This is a genomic window from Paenibacillus paeoniae, from assembly GCF_003388735.1.
Classification (GTDB): domain Bacteria; phylum Bacillota; class Bacilli; order Paenibacillales; family Paenibacillaceae; genus Pristimantibacillus; species Pristimantibacillus paeoniae.
In genome coordinates this window covers 17,869-36,083 of record NZ_QUBQ01000009.1, presented here as the reverse complement: position 1 = coordinate 36,083, position 18,215 = coordinate 17,869, and the positions used below count along the sequence as shown (strand labels likewise).

19 protein-coding genes are annotated in these 18,215 nt (G+C 52.0%); all 19 read right to left on the bottom strand.

Annotation, left to right across the window (positions count from 1 at the left end):
• Positions 1 to 141: 141 nt before the first annotated feature.
• Positions 142 to 450: an FtsB family cell division protein gene (locus tag DX130_RS25285; protein WP_116050101.1), complete on the bottom strand. Its 309-nt coding sequence runs from the start codon at positions 448 to 450 to the stop codon at positions 142 to 144.
• Positions 450 to 1,067, bottom strand: coding sequence for a spore cortex biosynthesis protein YabQ (gene yabQ, locus DX130_RS25280; RefSeq protein WP_116050100.1), 618 nt, complete (start codon positions 1,065 to 1,067; stop codon positions 450 to 452). The genes DX130_RS25285 and yabQ overlap by 1 nt, the downstream gene beginning before the upstream one ends.
• The gene (gene yabP, locus DX130_RS25275; RefSeq protein WP_116050098.1) at positions 1,064 to 1,348 is read right to left on the bottom strand and encodes a sporulation protein YabP; all 285 of its coding nucleotides are present in this window, start codon (positions 1,346 to 1,348) and stop codon (positions 1,064 to 1,066) included. The genes yabQ and yabP overlap by 4 nt, the downstream gene beginning before the upstream one ends.
• A 175-nt stretch (positions 1,349 to 1,523) precedes the next feature.
• Positions 1,524 to 1,811, bottom strand: a complete 288-nt coding sequence (locus DX130_RS25270; protein ID WP_116050096.1) for an RNA-binding S4 domain-containing protein — start codon at positions 1,809 to 1,811, stop codon at positions 1,524 to 1,526.
• 3 nt (positions 1,812 to 1,814) lie between these two features.
• Positions 1,815 to 2,087, bottom strand: coding sequence for an HU family DNA-binding protein (locus DX130_RS25265; protein ID WP_116050095.1), 273 nt, complete (start codon positions 2,085 to 2,087; stop codon positions 1,815 to 1,817).
• 181 nt (positions 2,088 to 2,268) lie between these two features.
• Entirely contained in the window at positions 2,269 to 3,774 is a 1,506-nt protein-coding gene (yabN, locus tag DX130_RS25260) for a bifunctional methyltransferase/pyrophosphohydrolase YabN (protein ID WP_116050093.1), read from the bottom strand.
• A 33-nt stretch (positions 3,775 to 3,807) separates the two neighbouring features.
• Positions 3,808 to 5,487: an oligosaccharide flippase family protein gene (locus DX130_RS25255; protein WP_116050092.1), complete on the bottom strand. Its 1,680-nt coding sequence runs from the start codon at positions 5,485 to 5,487 to the stop codon at positions 3,808 to 3,810.
• A gap of 153 nt (positions 5,488 to 5,640) precedes the next feature.
• Positions 5,641 to 6,183: a stage V sporulation protein T gene (spoVT, locus tag DX130_RS25250; protein WP_116050191.1), complete on the bottom strand. Its 543-nt coding sequence runs from the start codon at positions 6,181 to 6,183 to the stop codon at positions 5,641 to 5,643.
• A 446-nt stretch (positions 6,184 to 6,629) separates the two neighbouring features.
• Positions 6,630 to 6,803, bottom strand: a complete 174-nt coding sequence (locus DX130_RS26665) for a type II toxin-antitoxin system antitoxin (protein ID WP_165861454.1) — start codon at positions 6,801 to 6,803, stop codon at positions 6,630 to 6,632.
• A 15-nt stretch (positions 6,804 to 6,818) separates the two neighbouring features.
• Entirely contained in the window at positions 6,819 to 7,691 is an 873-nt protein-coding gene (locus tag DX130_RS25245; protein WP_116050090.1) for an SPFH domain-containing protein, read from the bottom strand.
• Between the two features lie 254 nt (positions 7,692 to 7,945).
• On the bottom strand, positions 7,946 to 9,067 hold the full coding sequence (locus tag DX130_RS25240) for a peptidylprolyl isomerase (RefSeq protein ID WP_116050089.1): 1,122 nt from the start codon (positions 9,065 to 9,067) through the stop codon (positions 7,946 to 7,948).
• Positions 9,068 to 9,209: 142 nt separating this feature from the next.
• Positions 9,210 to 12,770 carry a transcription-repair coupling factor gene (mfd, locus tag DX130_RS25235; RefSeq protein WP_116050087.1) on the bottom strand — a complete coding sequence of 1,187 codons (3,561 nt, stop codon included), beginning with the start codon at positions 12,768 to 12,770 and terminating at the stop codon, positions 9,210 to 9,212.
• 171 nt (positions 12,771 to 12,941) lie between these two features.
• Positions 12,942 to 13,172: an anti-sigma-F factor Fin gene (locus DX130_RS25230; RefSeq protein WP_116050085.1), complete on the bottom strand. Its 231-nt coding sequence runs from the start codon at positions 13,170 to 13,172 to the stop codon at positions 12,942 to 12,944.
• Positions 13,173 to 13,236: 64 nt separating this feature from the next.
• Positions 13,237 to 13,800, bottom strand: a complete 564-nt coding sequence (pth, locus tag DX130_RS25225) for an aminoacyl-tRNA hydrolase (protein ID WP_116050084.1) — start codon at positions 13,798 to 13,800, stop codon at positions 13,237 to 13,239.
• A gap of 464 nt (positions 13,801 to 14,264) precedes the next feature.
• Complete coding sequence (locus tag DX130_RS25220) at positions 14,265 to 14,918, bottom strand: 50S ribosomal protein L25/general stress protein Ctc (protein ID WP_116050082.1); 654 nt, start codon at positions 14,916 to 14,918, stop codon at positions 14,265 to 14,267.
• A 94-nt stretch (positions 14,919 to 15,012) separates the two neighbouring features.
• Entirely contained in the window at positions 15,013 to 16,407 is a 1,395-nt protein-coding gene (gene glmU, locus DX130_RS25215; RefSeq protein WP_116050081.1) for a bifunctional UDP-N-acetylglucosamine diphosphorylase/glucosamine-1-phosphate N-acetyltransferase GlmU, read from the bottom strand.
• Between the two features lie 131 nt (positions 16,408 to 16,538).
• On the bottom strand, positions 16,539 to 16,820 hold the full coding sequence (gene spoVG / locus DX130_RS25210; RefSeq protein WP_087571183.1) for a septation regulator SpoVG: 282 nt from the start codon (positions 16,818 to 16,820) through the stop codon (positions 16,539 to 16,541).
• A gap of 130 nt (positions 16,821 to 16,950) precedes the next feature.
• Positions 16,951 to 17,349 (bottom strand): RidA family protein, encoded by a 399-nt coding sequence (locus tag DX130_RS25205; RefSeq protein ID WP_116050079.1) that lies wholly within the window; start codon positions 17,347 to 17,349, stop codon positions 16,951 to 16,953.
• Positions 17,350 to 17,365: 16 nt separating this feature from the next.
• Complete coding sequence (purR, locus tag DX130_RS25200) at positions 17,366 to 18,193, bottom strand: pur operon repressor (RefSeq protein ID WP_116050078.1); 828 nt, start codon at positions 18,191 to 18,193, stop codon at positions 17,366 to 17,368.
• Positions 18,194 to 18,215 lie beyond the last annotated feature (22 nt).

Genomic DNA, 18,215 nt, shown 5'->3' with positions numbered 1-18,215 from the left:
GCTGGGTATAATGGATAATAAACACGATCTCCGTATTTGAAACATCCCTCTAGCCCCGCCATAAAAAGTCTTGTATCTATCGTGATTATAACCGAACCGCCGAAGCAAGGTCAACAGACGTTCACCCGATTAAGCGCCCCATTATTCGCTAAATATTTGCTGTTCTCCCTCTTTTACCATTCCCTGCTCCTTGGTAGCCAGTTGGGAGATATATTCTGGATCGTTGAGACGCTCCACATCACGCTTCAAGGCTTCGGCCTCCGCTCGCGTTGCCTCAATCCCGCTCTCGATCGTTGTCAGCTTCTCGAATGTCGCCTTTTGCTGCTGCATTTGACCGAATAAGGTATAACCCGCCCAGCCCATGAACAGGACAATGAACATCATCCATATCTTGTACCGACGTTTGGTGGCTGATCCGCTTATTGATTTCTTTGCAGCTGCTTTCGACATTAACGCTGACCCCTCCTAAACCATTGATTCCAACGTCCGGTAACAGCAGCCAGTCCCTTGCCGAGACGCTCCTCTACCCTCCATCGCTCCCAATGAGGCTTCAGCCATCGCCCGAGCGGGCGTGTCACAGGCCGTAATAGCCATAACAGCAATAGCCAAATTGGACGAACCAATTGTACCACAATTTTTAGAAGGAAAATAGTGAGCGCAGACCCAAATCCTAAAATGACCTTCACCGTTTTGTAAAGCAACAGGGTCGGCTTCACGATAAGGATGTCGAATACCTTCAATGTGAATGAGATCAGTGCCCGCACAGCTGCAATTATCCATTTGACCAGACTGATTACCGGTCTGCTTAACAGCCAGTAATACAGGATGACGCCGATAGCTAGTCCCAGGAACACATATGCCCGCACCTCGCCATTGTTGCTGGCATACAGCATTCGGAATACGATGACCGCAGCCGCCATCCAATAGATGATATCAAGCACCGGCAGCCACCATCGCGGGAATCGCAGCTCATTCGACACCACACGGTATCCGTCGAAGACGACGCCCATGCCAAGGCCGGATAGCAGCATGACGGCTACCGTCATCCATTGTACGCTTAAGGTCACTTAAACAGCTTTCCGAACAGCCCTTTGGACTTGCCCGCGGCCGCTCCGTCCAAGTAGGCGAGAGAATGGACCAGACCTTCAATAGCAACCAAGCCTTGCTCCAGGCTCAGATGCTTAATATGCAAATTTTGTCCTGTAACCGTCAGAAAGCCCAGCTCCGTCTCCAGCAGAAATTCCTCGCTGTCGAAGCTCTCCACATTCACGACTCCGGTAAGCTCCAGCAGCTTCCGATTAATCAGCTTCACATCCTGATTCTTCTGCCCCTTGCCCGCTTCAGCCATAGACTCGTCCCCCGCTTCGTTAATTTCTCTATTACTGTATGGGGAGCGGACAAGGTTTAGAACCGGACAGGGCGTATTCTAAAGGGTCTGATCGGCAATGGAAGGCGCAACTCCAGGTGGGCTATAAAGACGGCATCAGAAAAGGGCCGTCCAGCATAGCCGGACAGCCCTTCTTTTATTGCTGCTCCCAATCGAGACCACTCTCGCGTGGACGCTGCTCTTCTTTCACCAAAGTATAGAGCTCACCGGCTTCATCCTTGCGGGTCGTCTCCGTGAGACGCTCCACACGGACCGTTACGATCTTCTGACCGTACTGGATCTGGAGCTCGTCCCCAACCTTGACGGCGCTGCTGGCTTTCGCCTCGCGGCCGTTGATCCACACGCGACCTTGCTCGGATACATCCTTCGCAACGGTACGGCGCTTGATCAGGCGGGACACCTTGAGAAATTTATCTAAGCGCATGTATTACTTGATTGCTTCTTTCAGCTTGTTGCCTGCTTTGAATGCAGGAACTTTGGATTCTGGAATCGTGATTTCTTTACCCGTTTGCGGGTTGCGGCCCACGCGGCCGGAACGTTTGCGAGTTTCGAAAGTACCGAAGCCGATCAATTGTACTTTGTCGCCGCTTGCAAGCGCGTCTGTTACTTCACCAAGAAAGCCGTTCAGGACAGCTTCAACGTCACGTTTCGTTAGTCCACTCTTCTCTGCAATGTTGTTGATAAGATCTGTTTTGTTCATGTGAATATCCTCCTAATAAATAACGGTTATTTGTGGCTGCCGCGTCGAGGCGGCTCACCCATTGGCAAAATCTGCTCTCACGAAGAATACTTATTCTGCTCGGGAGAACAAAATCCTGCTGAGTACTTCAATTTTTTTTGGGAATAGTGCGGAATTAAGGCGAATTGTGGCGAAAATCATGCTAGCTAAGTCTCTTAGCCTCTTCCCACCATCGATCCATCTCTAGTAAATCAGTTTGGTCAAAAGTTTTGCCGTTTATACGAAGCTGTTCTTCAATATATTGAAATCGGCTCTTAAACTTTCGATTCGTACGAGAGAGAGCTTCCTCCGGATCGGCGTGAATGAACCTAGATGCGTTCACAACAGCGAATAACAGATCGCCAAGCTCATCGGCTTGCTTCTCTGGATCACCGCCAGTGATCGCCTCTCGCAGCTCTAGCAGCTCTTCCTCAATCTTCGATAGGACCGGTCCTATCTCATCCCAGTCGAAGCCGACCTTTGCCGCTTTCTTCTGCAGCTTGTACGCCTTCATGAGAGCAGGCAAGTCCGGCGGAATGCCATCCAGCTGCGACGCCAAGGCCGCATCCATACCCTTCCTTCGCTTCTCCTCCGCCTTCATCCCTTCCCAGTTCGCTAGCGCTTCGTCCGAATTCTGTGCGCCGGTATCGCCGAACACGTGAGGATGACGGAAGATCAACTTCTCGTTCAGCGTCTGAATGACGTCATACACCGAGAACGCGCCAACTTCCTCTTCCATCTGGCTATGCAGCATCACTTGAAGAATAACGTCTCCAAATTCCTCCTGCATGCCGTTAGGATCGTCGTTATCGATGGCTTCCAAAGCCTCGTAGAGCTCTTCAATGAAGTTTTTGCGAATCGATTGATGCGTCTGCTCGCGGTCCCATGGACATCCCTCGGGACTGCGCAGGATGGCTACGATCTCATGCAAGCGCTCAAAGGTCCGGTTGCGCAAGTCCGGGTCTTCGGAACGCGGTACATAGATGATCGACAGATTGCCATAGTCCTGATTGCGGTCGAGCTCATAGATCGGGACGGAGATGACCTGTTCTTGGCCACGTACACCCAGCGCATGGCCGATAATGACCGTATAATCCTCCGGGTATCGCTCCATCAGCGCCAGCTTGACGTCAGAAGCGGTAAAAGCATCATACACCTGACCGATGACTGTATGCAACTCCGGCTGAAGAAGAGAGGCCTTAAGCTCTGCCGCATCCAGCAGAGAAAAGCCCTCAATGGGGTCGATGCCAAGGGAGGCGAAGGCTGCATCCAGAAAGCTCTCCCCGCCTAGTACGGTCAACTCTACGCCCTCCGCCGCACAGCGCTCACGAAGGAGCTGTACAGTTCGTTCCGCCACCATGGGGTGACCGGGAACGGCGTACAGGATGGACTCGTCAGAGGATGATGAAGCGCCCTCTCCTTCCTTCGCTTCCTGCAATAATCTCGCGGTAATGCCCTCATAGACCTCGGGAAATGAATCATGCTGCTCGTACAAGCTGTCGAATGATGTATAGTTGATGCCGTCCTCTTGCAGCAAAGCAACGACCGGATGATGCTCAGTCCGGACGAATACCCGCTTCGCGGCCTGCAGCCGCCGCCAGATGCCCAGCGTTAATTGATCGGGGTCGCCGGAGCCAAGTCCGACGATGACGATTGGCGTATATGCCATCAGGAATCCTCCTCTTCTAGGTAACAGGACGCGTCAATGCTCGTCCAGCGGCGGAATGAGTCCCATCCGCCGCAAGCGGGCGGCAAGCCGATCGCCGCCCGGAATCGCGCGCCATTCGCGCGCGTCTATCGCGCCTGCGCGCAGAGCGGCGACGGCGAAGACGATCGCGCCGACGGCTGCGCCCGCCAGCGACAGGGCTGCCGCCAAGCTCCGCTGCGGCAGCCCGTAACCGAGCGCGGCGCCCAGCACGCGCTCGGTGAGCAGTACCGCGCTGGCCATAACCGCCAGCGCGACCAAGCCTGCCGCGGCGGGGCTAATGCTCGCCCGCCGCTTCACCTGCGCGTGCGGCGGGCGGAGCCCCGCAGCCGCACGGCGCAGCGCCGCCGCGCCCAGCAAGGCGGCGGCGCTAAGCGCGATAACGCCGGAGAGCGCTGCTCCCTCGATACCGAGGGAGGGCACCAGCGCGGCGTTCAGCGCGCCCTTCAACAGCGCGGCGAGCAAGAGCAGCGCCGCTGGTACCCGCGCCGAGCCAAGCGCCTGCAGCGCTGGCGCAACAATCGCGTTCACGCAGCCGGCCAGCGCAGTGCAGCCTACAAGCGCGAAGGCAAGGCTTCCCTTCGCATCCTTGTAGAGCATCGTATTGAGCGGCTCAGCCAATAGCAGCAAGCCTATAGCAGCCGCGCCGCCAATCATCCAGGCGAGCCGAAGCTGCAGCGATAGACGCGTCTGCAGCTCAGCCAGATTGCCATCGGCCTTGGCTGACACGAGACCTGGCACCATTGCCGCAGCCGCGGCAGCGGCTACCATCGTAATCAGCTGCACCAACGGGGCGCCACGGCTGTATATGCCGAATAAGCTCATCGCCGTTGATTCGGCCATGCCCGTATCTCCAAGAAGTCGCGGCACCATAAAGGCATCGACAACACCAACAATCGGAACCACAATGGACGCCAGTGCCACAGGAGCGGCCAAGACTGCCAGCTCTTTCATCTCCCGCATCAGGCGAAGTCGGCCTATTGGGGCTCGTCCAGCGCCCTTGTCCAATCTCCCGGGCCGGTCACGCCGTCCCCCTGCCAACAGAAGAAGAAGGGCCGCAATTGCGCCCGCACCCGCCCCGCTCATGACGCCCGCAGCAAGAGCGGAGTCGCTCCAGCCAGCGTTCAGGCCAATGTACAGGACCACTACCATCATCGCGACTCGCGCGCACTGCTCAGCAAGCTGAGATGCGGCAGAAACTCCCATCCGTCGTTTTCCTTGCTCATAGCCGCGGAATACTGCGGCAAACGGGGCGAACACTAGCGCAACAGACAATACCCGGATCGCGAGAGCGGCCGAATCGTCACCAATCCACGATGCCGTCAGATCCGCACTGAGCCACATCAGCAAGCAGGCGAGGACACCCGTCGCCCCCAGCAGAATGGAAGCCGCGATAACCGTGCTCCTTGTTCCTTCCAGAGACTCATCTTCCTTAAGCTTGCGCGCAATCATAATGGATACTGCCGTAGGCAACCCTGCTGTAGCCAAAATCGCAATCAACTGATAAAACGGGTAAACGGCATTGTAAATGCCGAATACACGGTCTCCGGCCAAATTCTGCAGCGGGATCTTCTGCAAGGCGCCTACCAACTTGGACACAAGCGCGGCTCCTGCCATCAGGATCACGCCGCTTCGCCAAATACTGCCCCCGCGAAGTCTCGATGCCGTCCGGCTCATATGATAGTCCCCTGCTCCCTATGAATTGTTATGATAAATGATTATACCGTAAATGGGAGCAGATACAAAAATAAAGCTTCTCCGCAAGGCCGAAGCCATGCGAAGAAGCCGATGTCCTTATGCTCGTATGTGTAGGCGGCACCGATGAATCGCTTATTGCTCCATCTGCTTAGCCAGAAACCCTGCAGCCGTCTCGGCCATCTTCGTCTCAAGCTGCCCCATCTTGACGGAATCATCCTTGCTGAGCAGCACAACCGCTCCGATGGGATCGCCTCCGGCAATGATGGGTGCTACAACGAATGAACTGTATTGATCCTGTACGTCCTTTACAATCTCATAAGCTCCGCCATTGACCTCAGCAAGCGTCTTGCGGTTCTCCATGGAGGACTCCAGCGTAATGCCGACAGGCTTGTCCAACAGTTCTTTCTTGGACGCCCCGGCAACCGTAATAATGGTATCGCGGTCGGCAATTAACGTAATATGACCGGTGCCCTCGTACAGCGATTCCGCGTATTCCTTGGCGAAGTCGCCCAGCTCGCCGATCGGCGAATATTTTTTCAAAATGACTTCGCCGTCACGATCAACGAAAATTTCCAATGGGTCGCCCTCGCGTATACGCAATGTACGGCGTATCTCCTTCGGAATCACCACACGCCCGAGATCGTCGATACGACGTACAATTCCAGTTGCTTTCATTTCTTGTTGCCCCGCTTTCCCTAGAGGATTTTGAATCGACTGGATTCCTGCATCACTTTTTTTATAAAGAAACATCACTGAGAGCTCCACGAGGACTTGCGGCGTCCTCGAATTTCTTCCGGGAAGTGCCCAGCCGCGAGCTTGGCAAATCATATTCCCATACCAGAACATTCGCAGCAGGCCGTTGATATCGTAGGGTCTTGGTGCTGCTCCGGTATTGAAGTGTTAAGATCCTTCAATGAAGAAGTTGAATCTGACCATAGTATTCATCCGCTCCCAATATCTTATGCACGCCTCCAGTACGACCCGCTGTTGCCGTGAAGAACCTCGTTAGCGGCCTCTTCCCTTCGGCCAGAGCCTTATCTTTCCCTCCGGCGCCGCATCTATCCAGACCTGCCCATCTACGACAAAGACAGCATACGCGACCAGACGCGTATGCTGTCCCTTTATTCCTCTTCCTTGCGGGGCTTACCGAGCCGCCCTGCCTTGCCAAGCGCTTCGCGCAGCAGAAATTCGATATGACCGTTCACGCTACGGAATTCGTCAGCGGCCCATTGCTCAAGCGCACGATGGATGTCGGGATCGAGGCGCAGCGGGAACGCCTTCTTCTCTTTCCCCATAATTTCAGCCGTTCCTTAGCTGTACAGGGAGCCTGTATTGATAACAGGCTGTGCCGCCCTGTCGGATACGATCGAAACCATCAGATTATTAACCATCGCGGCCCGCCGCTCGCTGTCTAGTTCGATCCCGTTCTCCTCCAGCTTGCGCAGTGCGGCATCTACCATGCCGACCGCTCCCTCCACGATCTTCTGACGCGCTGCTACAATGGCCATCGCCTGCTGCCGCTGCAGCATCGCGCTTGCGATCTCCGGCGCATAAGCCAAGTGTGTAATCCGTGTCTCAATCAGCTTGACACCGGCTACTTCCAGCCTCACCTGAAGATCACGCAGCAGCTCGGCAGCTACTTCATCTGCATTGCCGCGAAGCGAAATTCCATTGTTCTCATCAAAGATATCGTAAGGATATTGTGCGGCAATATGGCGTATTGCCGTCTCGCTTTGAATCTCTACAAAACGCTCGTAATGATCGACGTCGAAGGTGGCTTTCGCCGTGTCTACAACCTTAAAGACGACAACTGCGCCAATCTCCACGGGATTACCCTCCGCATCATTTACCTTCAGCTTCTGGCTGTTGAAATTTCGCACCTTAAGCGATATTGTCGATTTCGTGGTTAGCGGCAGTGCCATCCATAGACCGCTCTCGATAATCGTGCCAATGTACGTCCCGAAGAAGGTAATGACTTTCGCTTCATTAGGCTGAACGATCACGAATGACGTCAGCATAAGGAAGGCAATAAGAATGAATACGAGCCCCAAAATAACGCTGAATAACGACACTACCGTTGATGTTAATTGAATGATAATGAGCGCTGCACCGCCTACACCTGCCACAATCGCGATCAGAAGCGCCAAATATCCGCTGACATACAAAGCTTTTTTCTCTCTCATGAGATCAACTCCCATATCATTATGATATATTAATGATATCACTTTTTACAAATATAAGCAACTTCTATTTCTTTTCATTCCAAGTAGGAATGCATGATTAGAATAGCCGTAGCCACGCCTGATTTTCTCGAAAGCCCACTATTAGAGCCAATTGTTCAGGTTTTCCTCTCGCCATAAGAAAAAGACCGTTTGAGGAGCATCTATGCCCTTCAAACGGTCTTCATCGGTTTATCTATGATTTTAGGCTGCTGAGCTTATTCAGCCGCTTTCTCGTCATTCGCTGCGGAATCACCGTCAGCAGGCGTCTCACTTGGAGTTCCGCTGCCCTCTGGAGCTTCGCCTTCGCCAGTTCCTTCGCCTTCTTCGGACTTAGGAAGTGTAATTTTCAGCTCTTGCTTCGGCATTTCATCCTTCATGAATTTCTCCATGTAAGTGTAAGCCGCCGCGCCCTTCACTTGGTTCTTCTCAGCTTCAGTCAGCTTATCCAGCGTTTTGTCTTCACGCTTCTCCACTTTGATCACATGGTAGCCAAAATCAGTTTTGACTGGTTCACCAATCACGCCGATTTCTTGCTCATACGTCGCGATTTTGAAAGGCTCAACCCATTCACTTCCAGCTTTCCCTTCATATAGACCGCCATTTTCCTTGGAGCCGCCGTCATCGCTGTACTGCTTAGCGAGGGCATCCCAGTCGCCGCCTGCTTCAAGCTTCGCCTTTACGTCTTTGGCAATAGCAAGCGCTTCTGCTTCTGTACGAAGCTCTTTCTTCTCTTGCGTTGCTGGGTCGGTCTCAGTCGTTTGAATCAGGATGTGGCGTACATCCGATACCGCAAAGTCTGCTTTCATCGTTTCAAAGGCTTTCGCCATATCTTCATCTGTTACCAGGGAATTCATATGCACGACCGCTGCGGAATTAAGCAGCAGGAATGTTGCGATATCTGCATCCGAGATTTTTTTCTTTTTCAATTCGTCTGCAAAGGACTTGTCCGATCCTTTCAACTCCTTGAATCCGATCAATTGCTCGTCCACTTGCTTGCGAGCTTCCTTCAAGGAAGCTTCGGATGCTTGTCCGCTCAGCAGCTTGAAGCTGACATATTGCTCTAGCAGCATCTCTTGGAATTGTGGAATCTCTACGATCGATTCATAAGCTGGTTGAGCCATAACATAGACATCCAGATACTTTTTGAGTTCATCTTGCGTCACTTTTCCATCCTTGAATGTCGCGACAACCTCGCCCTTGCTTACATTTTTGAATTGTAAGGAGTGTCCGCCTTTGCTGCCGCCGCCGCATGCCGCTAGCATCGTCATGACGAGCACCGCTGCAAGGACGAGCAGTGCGCTTCTGCGCCATGTCGATTTACTTGTTCTGTGAAACATGTTGAATCCCCTTTCAGATTATGAACTATTAGAGGCTGTTCAAGAGTCACTCCTAATCCCGAAGCATGACATGATGCCAACCGACTTTGAACATAAACTGTTTTTATTGTATCAGAAAAGGAACCCGAAAAGCGAATCTAGCCTAAGACGTCGCGTTCTGCAGCTCTTCCTTCTTAGGCAATGCTTCGCTGTAGCCTTCCATAAATTTCTCCGACATATGAAGCTTCTGCTCCATGTTCAGCCCCTTGCCGCGAAGAAGAATAGTAGGCATCGCTTCTTGCTCCGCGCTTTGCTTGAAGCGATTCTCCAGCTTCAGGCAGAGCTGGTCCACCTTCTTGCGGGCAATACGGCTCTTCTGCCCTTCGGACATGCGGAAGATCAAGTCGTCGCCTTTTTGTGTAATGGTCTCGATGCCATACTGGCCGCCATAGATCTTCAGCCGTGCGACCGACATCAGATTGCTGACCGCCTGCGGCAGATCGCCGAATCTGTCGATCAACTCGTCGACCAGATCGTCGCACTCCTCGAAGCTGCGGACGGCTGCCACTTTTTTGTAAATCTCGATTTTCTGTATGCTGTCATAGATGTAGTCGGATGGAAGATACGCATCTACGCTAACGTCGATCAGCGTGCTGATCACCTTCTCGACCACAACTTCCTCGCCCGTCATCTCGGCCTTGCGCTTCGCAATCTCTTCCGCCAGCATCTGCGAATACATATCGAAGCCGACCGACGCAATAAACCCATGCTGCTCGGCTCCAAGCAGATTCCCTGCGCCTCGAATAGCCAAGTCGCGCATGGCAATCTTGAAACCGGAGCCCAGCTCCGTAAATTCCTTAATAGACTGCAGACGCTTCTCTGCGACTTCGGTCAGCACTTTATCCCGCTGATAAGTGAAATAAGCGTAAGCGATTCGGTTCGACCGGCCAACACGTCCCCTCAGCTGATAAAGCTGGGACAAGCCCATTTTATCAGCGTCATGGACGATCAGGGTGTTCACATTCGGTATGTCGACACCTGTCTCAATAATGCTCGTGCTGACGAGTACATCCGATTCGCCATCCAGGAAATCCAGAATCGTCTTCTCCAGCTCTTGCTCGGACATCTGGCCATGCCCGACCGTCACCTTCGCATCCGGTACAAGCGCATTGATCGCCTCAGCCATCTGATGGATGCCCTGCACCCTATTGTACAAGTAATAGACTTGCCCGCCTCTGGCGAGTTCCCGCTCGATGGATTCGCGCACTAGAGCAGGGCTGTACTCCACGACATAGGTCTGTACCGGGAATCGATTCTCCGGCGGCGTCTCAATGACGGACAAATCGCGCACACCCAGCATGGACATGTGAAGGGTACGCGGAATCGGGGTTGCCGTTAGCGTAAGCACGTCCACATTCGTCTTCAGCTTCTTCAGCTTCTCCTTATGGGATACGCCGAATCGCTGCTCTTCATCAACAATAAGAAGACCAATGGAATGAAAGATGATATCCTGTGACAGCAATCGATGCGTACCGATGACGACATCCACTGTGCCACTCTTCAATCCCTTGATCGTTTCATTCTGCTCCTTGCGAGAGCGGAAGCGGCTTAATACCTGCACGTTGATCGGATAGCCGGAGAAACGCTCGCGGAATGTCTCGTAATGCTGCTGCGCCAGAATAGTAGTCGGCACGAGAACAGCTACCTGCTTGCCCTCCATCGCGGCTTTGAACGCCGCGCGCACCGCAACTTCCGTCTTGCCATACCCAACATCGCCGCACAATAGACGATCCATCGGCTGGCCTTTCTCCATATCTCTCTTAATCTCTTCTATCGCACGAAGCTGGTCCCTCGTCTCGTCGTACGGGAACATCGCTTCGAATTCTTGCTGGTAGGACGTATCCTCGCCAAAGGCAAAGCCTGGCGTCGATTGCCGCTGAGCATAAAGCTTAATCAGATCATCGGCAATATCCTGCACGGAGGCTCTCGCTTTGCTCTTCGCCTTGGTCCACTCAGCACCGCCAAGCTTGCTGACCTTTGGCTCCCTCTCCTCAGAGCCGACATACTTCTGAATCATATCGACTTGATCGATAGGAACAGACAGCTTGTCGCCGCCCGAGTAGAGAATATGCAGATAGTCGCGATGAATACCGCCAATCTCCAGTGTGCCGATGCCAACATATTTGCCAATACCGTGGTTATGGTGAACGACGTAATCGCCGACTTTCAGTTCGGTATAGCTCTTAATGCGCTCGGCATTGTCTATTTTCTTGTCTATACGCCGCTGCTTGCGCTGCTTCTGCGAGAACATCTCGCCTTCGGTTATGACGACCAGATGCGAGGAAGGCAGCTCAAATCCCTGCTGAAGATTGCCCTCCAGCAGATTAGGCGGTTCTATGCCATAGTCGTCCAGCACGCGGCGCATGCGATCCATACGCTCCGCATTGCCTGCCAGCATGATGACGTTGGCGCCAATTTTCTTCCAACGCTCCATCTCTGACTTCAGCACATTCATTTGACCATGGAAATTTTGCATAGAGCGGCTGGTCATATTCAATATGTTCTGCGGCTGGCTATGTGGAATCTGTCTTAGGAACAAGGATAAGAACAGTGTCGGGAATGGGCGATGATGAAGAATTTCCTCCGAATCGCGCGCAAGCGTCAGGCCAGGCAGAGATTTGCCGCTTTGAAGCAAATGCAACGCCCACTCACTCTCGTCTCGCTCCAACTGTTTCGCCGTTTCAATAAGACGCGTAGGCTCGTCTAGAATGAGAAGCGTATCGCTTGGCATATAATCAAGTATGGTCTGGCGCTCCGGATAGAGCAGGGCAATATATTTATAGATTTCAGGGAAGTAGACTTGCTCTCGCAGCTTCTCCAGCTCGCTGCCAATCTCGGAGCGAAGTCGATCCTTCGCCGTACGGTCCGTCATTTTCTGGAGCTGCTTCTCCAGCAGATCGGCAGCATGCTTGGCCGCAGAAGACATACGGGTCGCGTCTGCTATAATTTCTTGGCATGGCGGGATCACATACGAGTCCACACGATCCGAGGAACGTTGCTCTGCCGGATCGAATGCCCGGATCGAATCAATTTCATCGCCGAACCATTCCATTCGGCAAGCTTGCGAAGCCGTAAGCGGATAGAAGTCGACAATGCCCCCGCGGACGCTCATCTCACCGCGTGATTCTACGCGGTCCGCTCTCGCATAACCAAGCGCCGTCATCTGGAGCAGGAATCCGTCCATCGGCAGCGTATCGCCAACGGACACCGTTATTTGGGCATCAGCCATCACGCTGCTAATAGGCAGGTAACGGCGTACGCCGGAGAACGGCACGACAATAATCCCGCGGTAGCCTTTGGACAGCTTGATCAGCACATCCATGCGCTGCGCCAGCGTCTCGGGACTCGAGATCGCCGCTTCCGCAGCCATCAGCTCATTCGCAGGATACAACATAACTTTATCAGGCGATAAACATTCTTGCAGATCCTCCGCAATCTTCTGGGCGGAGAACATATTATGCGTCACAACCAGCATCGGACGCTCTACCGCTTCCTCCAGCGCTGCGATCAACACTTGGCGGGAAGAACCGGCGAGCCCGGATATCATCTGCTCACGCATCCCTTTGCGAATACCGGACAAGATTGACTGGACGTCCGAATCCGCGGCAAAAGCTTGAATTAGCGCTTTCAACGTTTGCGGCACCTCTTTTCTATACACAACCATGTTCGGGTAAAGTAACTTATGTCATAGAGTAGGGACTTGCAGCATTGTACGACCGAGCATCTCATACCGCGGCAAGCTGCTAGGCTTCAGCCCGTATGGATCCTCCCACGCAAAAACAGCTACATCCGGCCAACAAGGCGGCATAGCTTATTCTCGCAGTTTACTATCCGTTTATTGCAGTGGGTTGCTGACTAACAATAGGTCAGGATTCGTATTCAGCGCTTCGTTGCAATAGTCACAGACGACCTTAACCGTGACATCTCCGTTCGAGTCATACGCTATTATATCGTTGCGCTCTTCGGGGGTCAAGAAATGGAAACCCAGTTGCTGCTCCGTAACGGAAGGACCGTCGATGGAGCCGATCGATGTTTTGCAATGCCTGCATATATAGTTTACAGCCATATGTATGCCTCCTGAAGGATCGTTATACCCTCCAGTATGCCCCGCATCATCACAAATTAACGGTCTACCCGTTAAACTTTGCCATTGTTTCTTCAAATGGTGCCTTCAACCCATATTCCACCGCATCGCAAGCCTGCTCGATCATGGCTGCCAGCTTGTCCCGCTCCGCCTTTGGAAAGTTCGCAAGCACATAATCGGAGATGACCATCCCCGGCTGCGGACGCGAGATACCCATCCGAATTCGGTTGAAGCTCTGTGTGTTTAAATGTTGAATAAGCGACTTAATCCCGTTATGTCCACCGGCGCTGCCTTGATAGCGCAGCCTCAGCCTGCCAATCTCGGTATCCAGATCATCGTAGACCATAATGCCATCGGCGAGATCCGCCTTATAATAATCCAAAAACGAGCGTACAGCCTCACCTGACAAGTTCATATAAGTCATGGGTTTAATAAGTGCAACCTTCTGCCCTCCGACGTTGCCTTCACCGATAACTGCCCTGTGCTTGGCTTGTGGCGTCAAAGTGATTCCCCAGCGCTTCGCCAGCTCGTCCACAACCATAAAACCAACATTATGCCTCGTGTCTTTATATTGACTTCCCGGATTTCCGAGCCCAACAATCCATTTCATATTAGTCCTCCTAAAAGGTTTTCGACTATGACTTAAGCGTTAGCTTAAGTCTATAGAAAACCTACTTCGTAAGCATAAGTTTGGTTTTCGACTATGACTTAAGCGTTAGCTTAAGTCTATAGAAAACCTACTTCGTAAGCATAAGTTTGGTTTTCGACTATGACTTAAGCATTAGCTTAAGGTTATAGAAAACCTACTTCATTAGCATAAGCTTAGTTTTCGACTGTAACTTACGCGTTAGCTTAAGGTTATAGAAAACCTAGCTTGGTTTTCTGCTACAACCTACTTCGTAAGCCATCACTCGCACACCTGTGTCGAACGAGTGCAACTAGTCCCTTTTTCCAACCACATCACGTACTTAATGTAGCACAATTGGCAGCATTTTGCGAAGAGTCCCGGTTGAATGTCAATAAGCTGTCCTCCATGAAGAGGACAGCTTAGGGTAGTATTATTTATGCAATAGCTTAGGTACTTGTAGAAATCTCCTCATGAACCGCATGATCGGACCGCGACTCCGCTTCCTTCAGTTCTACATCTTGAGCATCCTTCTCTTCTTCGCTCAGCTCTTTCTGCGGTGCCAGCACCGTGACAATAACGAGCTGCGAATCGGATTTGACCTCCACGCCTTTAGGAAGCGAAAGGTCGGAGACAAGTATGCTGTCGCCAATGCCAAGTCCGGATACATCGACCTCGATAGCATCGGGAATATCGCCCGGCAAGCATTGTACTTCCAGTTCATGAAGAATGACGGACAGGATGCCGCCTTCACGTACGCCAGAAGAATCACCCGTCGCATCGATCCGAACGCTCGCCCGTACATTTTCATTCATACTAATCTGATGGAAGTCAACATGAAGCAGCTTATAACTCAACGCATCGCGCTGAACATCAGCCACCATAACGGAGTGGGTACCGCCTTCCGGCACACTCAGCTCTAGTACAGCATTAGGATGTGAACGCAGCAAGGACGCGAGCTCCTTCTCGCTTACGCTAATCACCGCCGAAGATTGAAGCTTCTTGCCATATACGACGCCGGGAATCTGACCACTCATGCGCAGCTGGCGCAGATCGCCCTTAGTAACTCCCGTCCGTTGTTCCGCTTGAATTGCAATTGCCATATGGAACCCTCCTCGAAGAATTGGATTTCCATATCACTTTACCCACATCTACTAGAAATTAATCACGTATAAAGGCGTGGTTGCCCGACGAACGTTACTCTGTACGTGCTTTCTTCGCTTTTGCCCGGGCACGAATCTTATCCGCATAACCTGGCTTGTTCACCTGGCGCTCACGTGCAATCGCCAAGTCCCCGTCCGGCACATTATGCGTGATCGTCGTTCCCGCTACGACATAGGCGCCATTGCCAACCTTCACCGGAGCAATCAAATTTACGTTGCTGCCGATAAAGGCGCCGTCGCCAATCTCGGTTACCGCTTTATTGAAGCCATCATAATTGACCGTAATCGCGCCACAGCCAATATTGACGTCCTTGCCTACAACTGCGTCACCAACATAGCTCAGATGCGATACTTTGCTGCCGTCATCCAGCGTTGCGTTTTTCAATTCTACGAAATCGCCGACCTTGCACTCGCGGCCAAGCTTGGAGCCTGGACGAAGGTTCGCATAAGGACCAACTGCGCTCTCTTCCCCGATGATAGAATCCGCTGCCGTAGAATATTTGATCGATGCGCCGTTATGAATGACGGTATTCACGACATCCGCAGCCGGACCTATGACACAATCCTCTCCAATAACGGTAGCGCCGCGAAGAATCGTGCCCGGATAGAGAATCGTATCAGATCCGATCTGTACGCCAGCCTCGATGTACGTATTCGCCGGGTCAATAATGGTAACACCATTCAACAGATGCTTGCGATTAATACGTTCACGCATATAACGCTCGGCCTCCGCAAGCGCGACACGGTCATTGACGCCAATCGCTTCCGCTGTATCATCCGTGCAGTATCCCTGCACGATCTCTCCCGAATCCTTGAGTAGACCGATGACATCTGTCAAATAGTATTCGCCTTGCGCATTCTCATTAGTCACTTTGTCTAACGCTTCAAACAGCTTACTATTGTCAAAACAATAGGTACCCGTATTAATCTCTTGTACCGCAGCTTCTTCAGCCCTGCAATCCTTATGTTCGACGATACGCTGTACAGTCCCGTCTTCGCTACGAATAATGCGGCCGTATCCAGCGGGATTCTCGAAGGAAGCCGACAGAATGGTAGCAGCCGCCCCTGTATCCCCATGCAGCTTCAACATCGCGTGAAGGGTTGAGGCTTGAACGAGCGGCGTGTCGCCGCAGATGACGATCGTCGTTCCTTCTTCCTTGCCAAGCAGCGAAGCAGCTTGCAGCACGGCATGCCCTGTTCCAAGCTGCTTCTCTTGAACCACGTATTCCGCAGCGTCTCCCAGATAAGACTTTACCAGTTCGGCTCCATGTCCGACGACAACAACGGTGCGTTCACTGGATGCTTCTTTCACCGTATCCAAAACATGGCCAACCATCGGTTTTCCGCTGACGGGATGCAGCACTTTATATAGTTTCGATTTCATCCGTTTGCCTTGACCGGCAGCCAGTACAATCGTCATTACTTTCATATTGAATACCCTCCCTATCACCTAGCAATCCTCACATGAATATAGCTCATATTGAAACAAAAGAAAAGAGAGCCTCGGCTCTCTTTTCCAATACATTACCATCAATTCGCAGAAGCTGATGAGCTCCGCTATTAAGCCCCTTCTTCAATCGCAACTTCATCAGCCGCGCGCTCATATTCTGCCAATACGGCAGCTTGAATCTTCTCACGAGTCGTGGAAGATATCGGGTGAGCGATATCACGGAATTCACCATCCGGAGTCCGCTTGCTAGGCATGGCTACGAACATACCATTGTTTCCGTCGATAACACGAATGTCGTGAACGACGAATTCGTTGTCAATGGTTATGGAAGCGATAGCCTTCATGCGACCTTCCGAGTTCACACGGCGGAGTCTGACATCAGTAATTTGCACTTGTGTTCACCACCTTTGCCTATCTGAGACTTGGTGTATACTTCCACGTTTTTGTGCCAATTCCTTCTGCTTTTTTGGTAAAATGATACTCAATTTAAAATATTTTTTTTAGTATGCATTTTTTTCGTTTTCATTCGACATAAGTCGATGCAATCACTTCTATTTCGACAAGGACGTCCTTCGGAAGCCTTGCCACCTCTACAGCGGAACGAGCTGGCTTATGATCTCCGAAGTAGGATGCGTAGATGCCGTTGACCGTTACGAATTGATTCATATCTTTCATGAATACGGTCGCTTTCACAACGTCCTGGAACGTCGCTCCGGCTTCCGCTAATACCGCTTTCAAATTACGAAACACTTGATGCGTCTGCTCCTCGATTCCGCCCTCTACTAGAGCGCCCGATGCATCCAGTGGAATCTGTCCGGACGTAAATAACAGCCCGCCCAATTTGATGGCTTGCGAATAAGGACCAATCGCCGCCGGCGCTTCGCTCGTGGAGATGACTTCCAGCTTCCTATTCGTTGTCATGAATATTCCTGCCTCTCTAGCTCTTGAAATAATTGCCCGGCACAACGGTCGTTTGTTTGGTCTTCATATCTACAGCTGTAAGCTTGGCTAACGATACGTAATCTTCAAGAAGCCGCTCTTCCAGCTCTACCTCGCCGGATTCTACGAATACGCCAACTCCCGCTACCGTTGCCTTGAATTCATAGAGCAAATCCATCATGCCTTGAATCGTTCCGCCAGCCTTCATAAAGTCGTCTATGATTAAAACATGAGAATGTTCCTTGAGCGCCCTTCGCGCAAGAGACATCGTCTGTATACGCTTGGTAGAGCCCGATACATAATTGATACTCACTGCAGAGCCTTCTGTCACCTTATTGTCTCTTCGCACAATGACGACCGGAATATTCAGGCAAGCTGCTGTCGCATAAGCCAGCGGAATGCCTTTGGTCTCCACGGTCATAATGACATCGATCTTGCGGCCTGAGAAAGCCGTAGCGAACATGCGGCCGACGTCAGCCAGCAAATCCGGCTGTCCCAGCATATCTGTCATGTAGAGATAGCCGCCAGGAAGCACACGGTCCGGCTGCTCCAGCTTCAGACAGATTTCCTTCATAATATCCAGAGAGACGGATTCACGCATCTGCGGCATATATCTTACGCCGCCGGCCGCCCCGGCCAGCGTCTGCAATTCGCCGATGCCTTCTTCCTCGAACACTTCTTTTATAATAGCCAAATCCTCACTAATGGACGACTTCGCAGATTGATAACGATCGGCAAATGCTGTTAGTGAAATTAACGTGTGGGGACGAGATAACAGATACTGTGTCATTTCTACCAATCTCGAGCTTCGTTTTAACTTCTTCATTTCCCTATCCCCCCACTAAATC

What these genes read in the sequence shown, in the direction of transcription:
- DX130_RS25285 (WP_116050101.1), bottom strand. Translation starts at nt 450, where the DNA reads ATGTCGAAAGCAGCTGCAAAGAAATCAATAAGCGGATCAGCCACCAAA.
- yabP (WP_116050098.1), bottom strand. Translation starts at nt 1,348, where the DNA reads ATGGCTGAAGCGGGCAAGGGGCAGAAGAATCAGGATGTGAAGCTGATT.
- DX130_RS25270 (WP_116050096.1), bottom strand. Translation starts at nt 1,811, where the DNA reads ATGCGCTTAGATAAATTTCTCAAGGTGTCCCGCCTGATCAAGCGCCGT.
- DX130_RS25265 (WP_116050095.1), bottom strand. Translation starts at nt 2,087, where the DNA reads ATGAACAAAACAGATCTTATCAACAACATTGCAGAGAAGAGTGGACTA.
- yabN (WP_116050093.1), bottom strand. Translation starts at nt 3,774, where the DNA reads ATGGCATATACGCCAATCGTCATCGTCGGACTTGGCTCCGGCGACCCC.
- DX130_RS25255 (WP_116050092.1), bottom strand. Translation starts at nt 5,487, where the DNA reads ATGAGCCGGACGGCATCGAGACTTCGCGGGGGCAGTATTTGGCGAAGC.
- spoVT (WP_116050191.1), bottom strand. Translation starts at nt 6,183, where the DNA reads ATGAAAGCAACTGGAATTGTACGTCGTATCGACGATCTCGGGCGTGTG.
- DX130_RS26665 (WP_165861454.1), bottom strand. Translation starts at nt 6,803, where the DNA reads ATGGGGAAAGAGAAGAAGGCGTTCCCGCTGCGCCTCGATCCCGACATC.
- DX130_RS25245 (WP_116050090.1), bottom strand. Translation starts at nt 7,691, where the DNA reads ATGAGAGAGAAAAAAGCTTTGTATGTCAGCGGATATTTGGCGCTTCTG.
- DX130_RS25240 (WP_116050089.1), bottom strand. Translation starts at nt 9,067, where the DNA reads ATGTTTCACAGAACAAGTAAATCGACATGGCGCAGAAGCGCACTGCTC.
- mfd (WP_116050087.1), bottom strand. Translation starts at nt 12,770, where the DNA reads ATGGTTGTGTATAGAAAAGAGGTGCCGCAAACGTTGAAAGCGCTAATT.
- DX130_RS25230 (WP_116050085.1), bottom strand. Translation starts at nt 13,172, where the DNA reads ATGGCTGTAAACTATATATGCAGGCATTGCAAAACATCGATCGGCTCC.
- pth (WP_116050084.1), bottom strand. Translation starts at nt 13,800, where the DNA reads ATGAAATGGATTGTTGGGCTCGGAAATCCGGGAAGTCAATATAAAGAC.
- DX130_RS25220 (WP_116050082.1), bottom strand. Translation starts at nt 14,918, where the DNA reads ATGGCAATTGCAATTCAAGCGGAACAACGGACGGGAGTTACTAAGGGC.
- glmU (WP_116050081.1), bottom strand. Translation starts at nt 16,407, where the DNA reads ATGAAAGTAATGACGATTGTACTGGCTGCCGGTCAAGGCAAACGGATG.
- DX130_RS25205 (WP_116050079.1), bottom strand. Translation starts at nt 17,349, where the DNA reads ATGACAACGAATAGGAAGCTGGAAGTCATCTCCACGAGCGAAGCGCCG.
- purR (WP_116050078.1), bottom strand. Translation starts at nt 18,193, where the DNA reads ATGAAGAAGTTAAAACGAAGCTCGAGATTGGTAGAAATGACACAGTAT.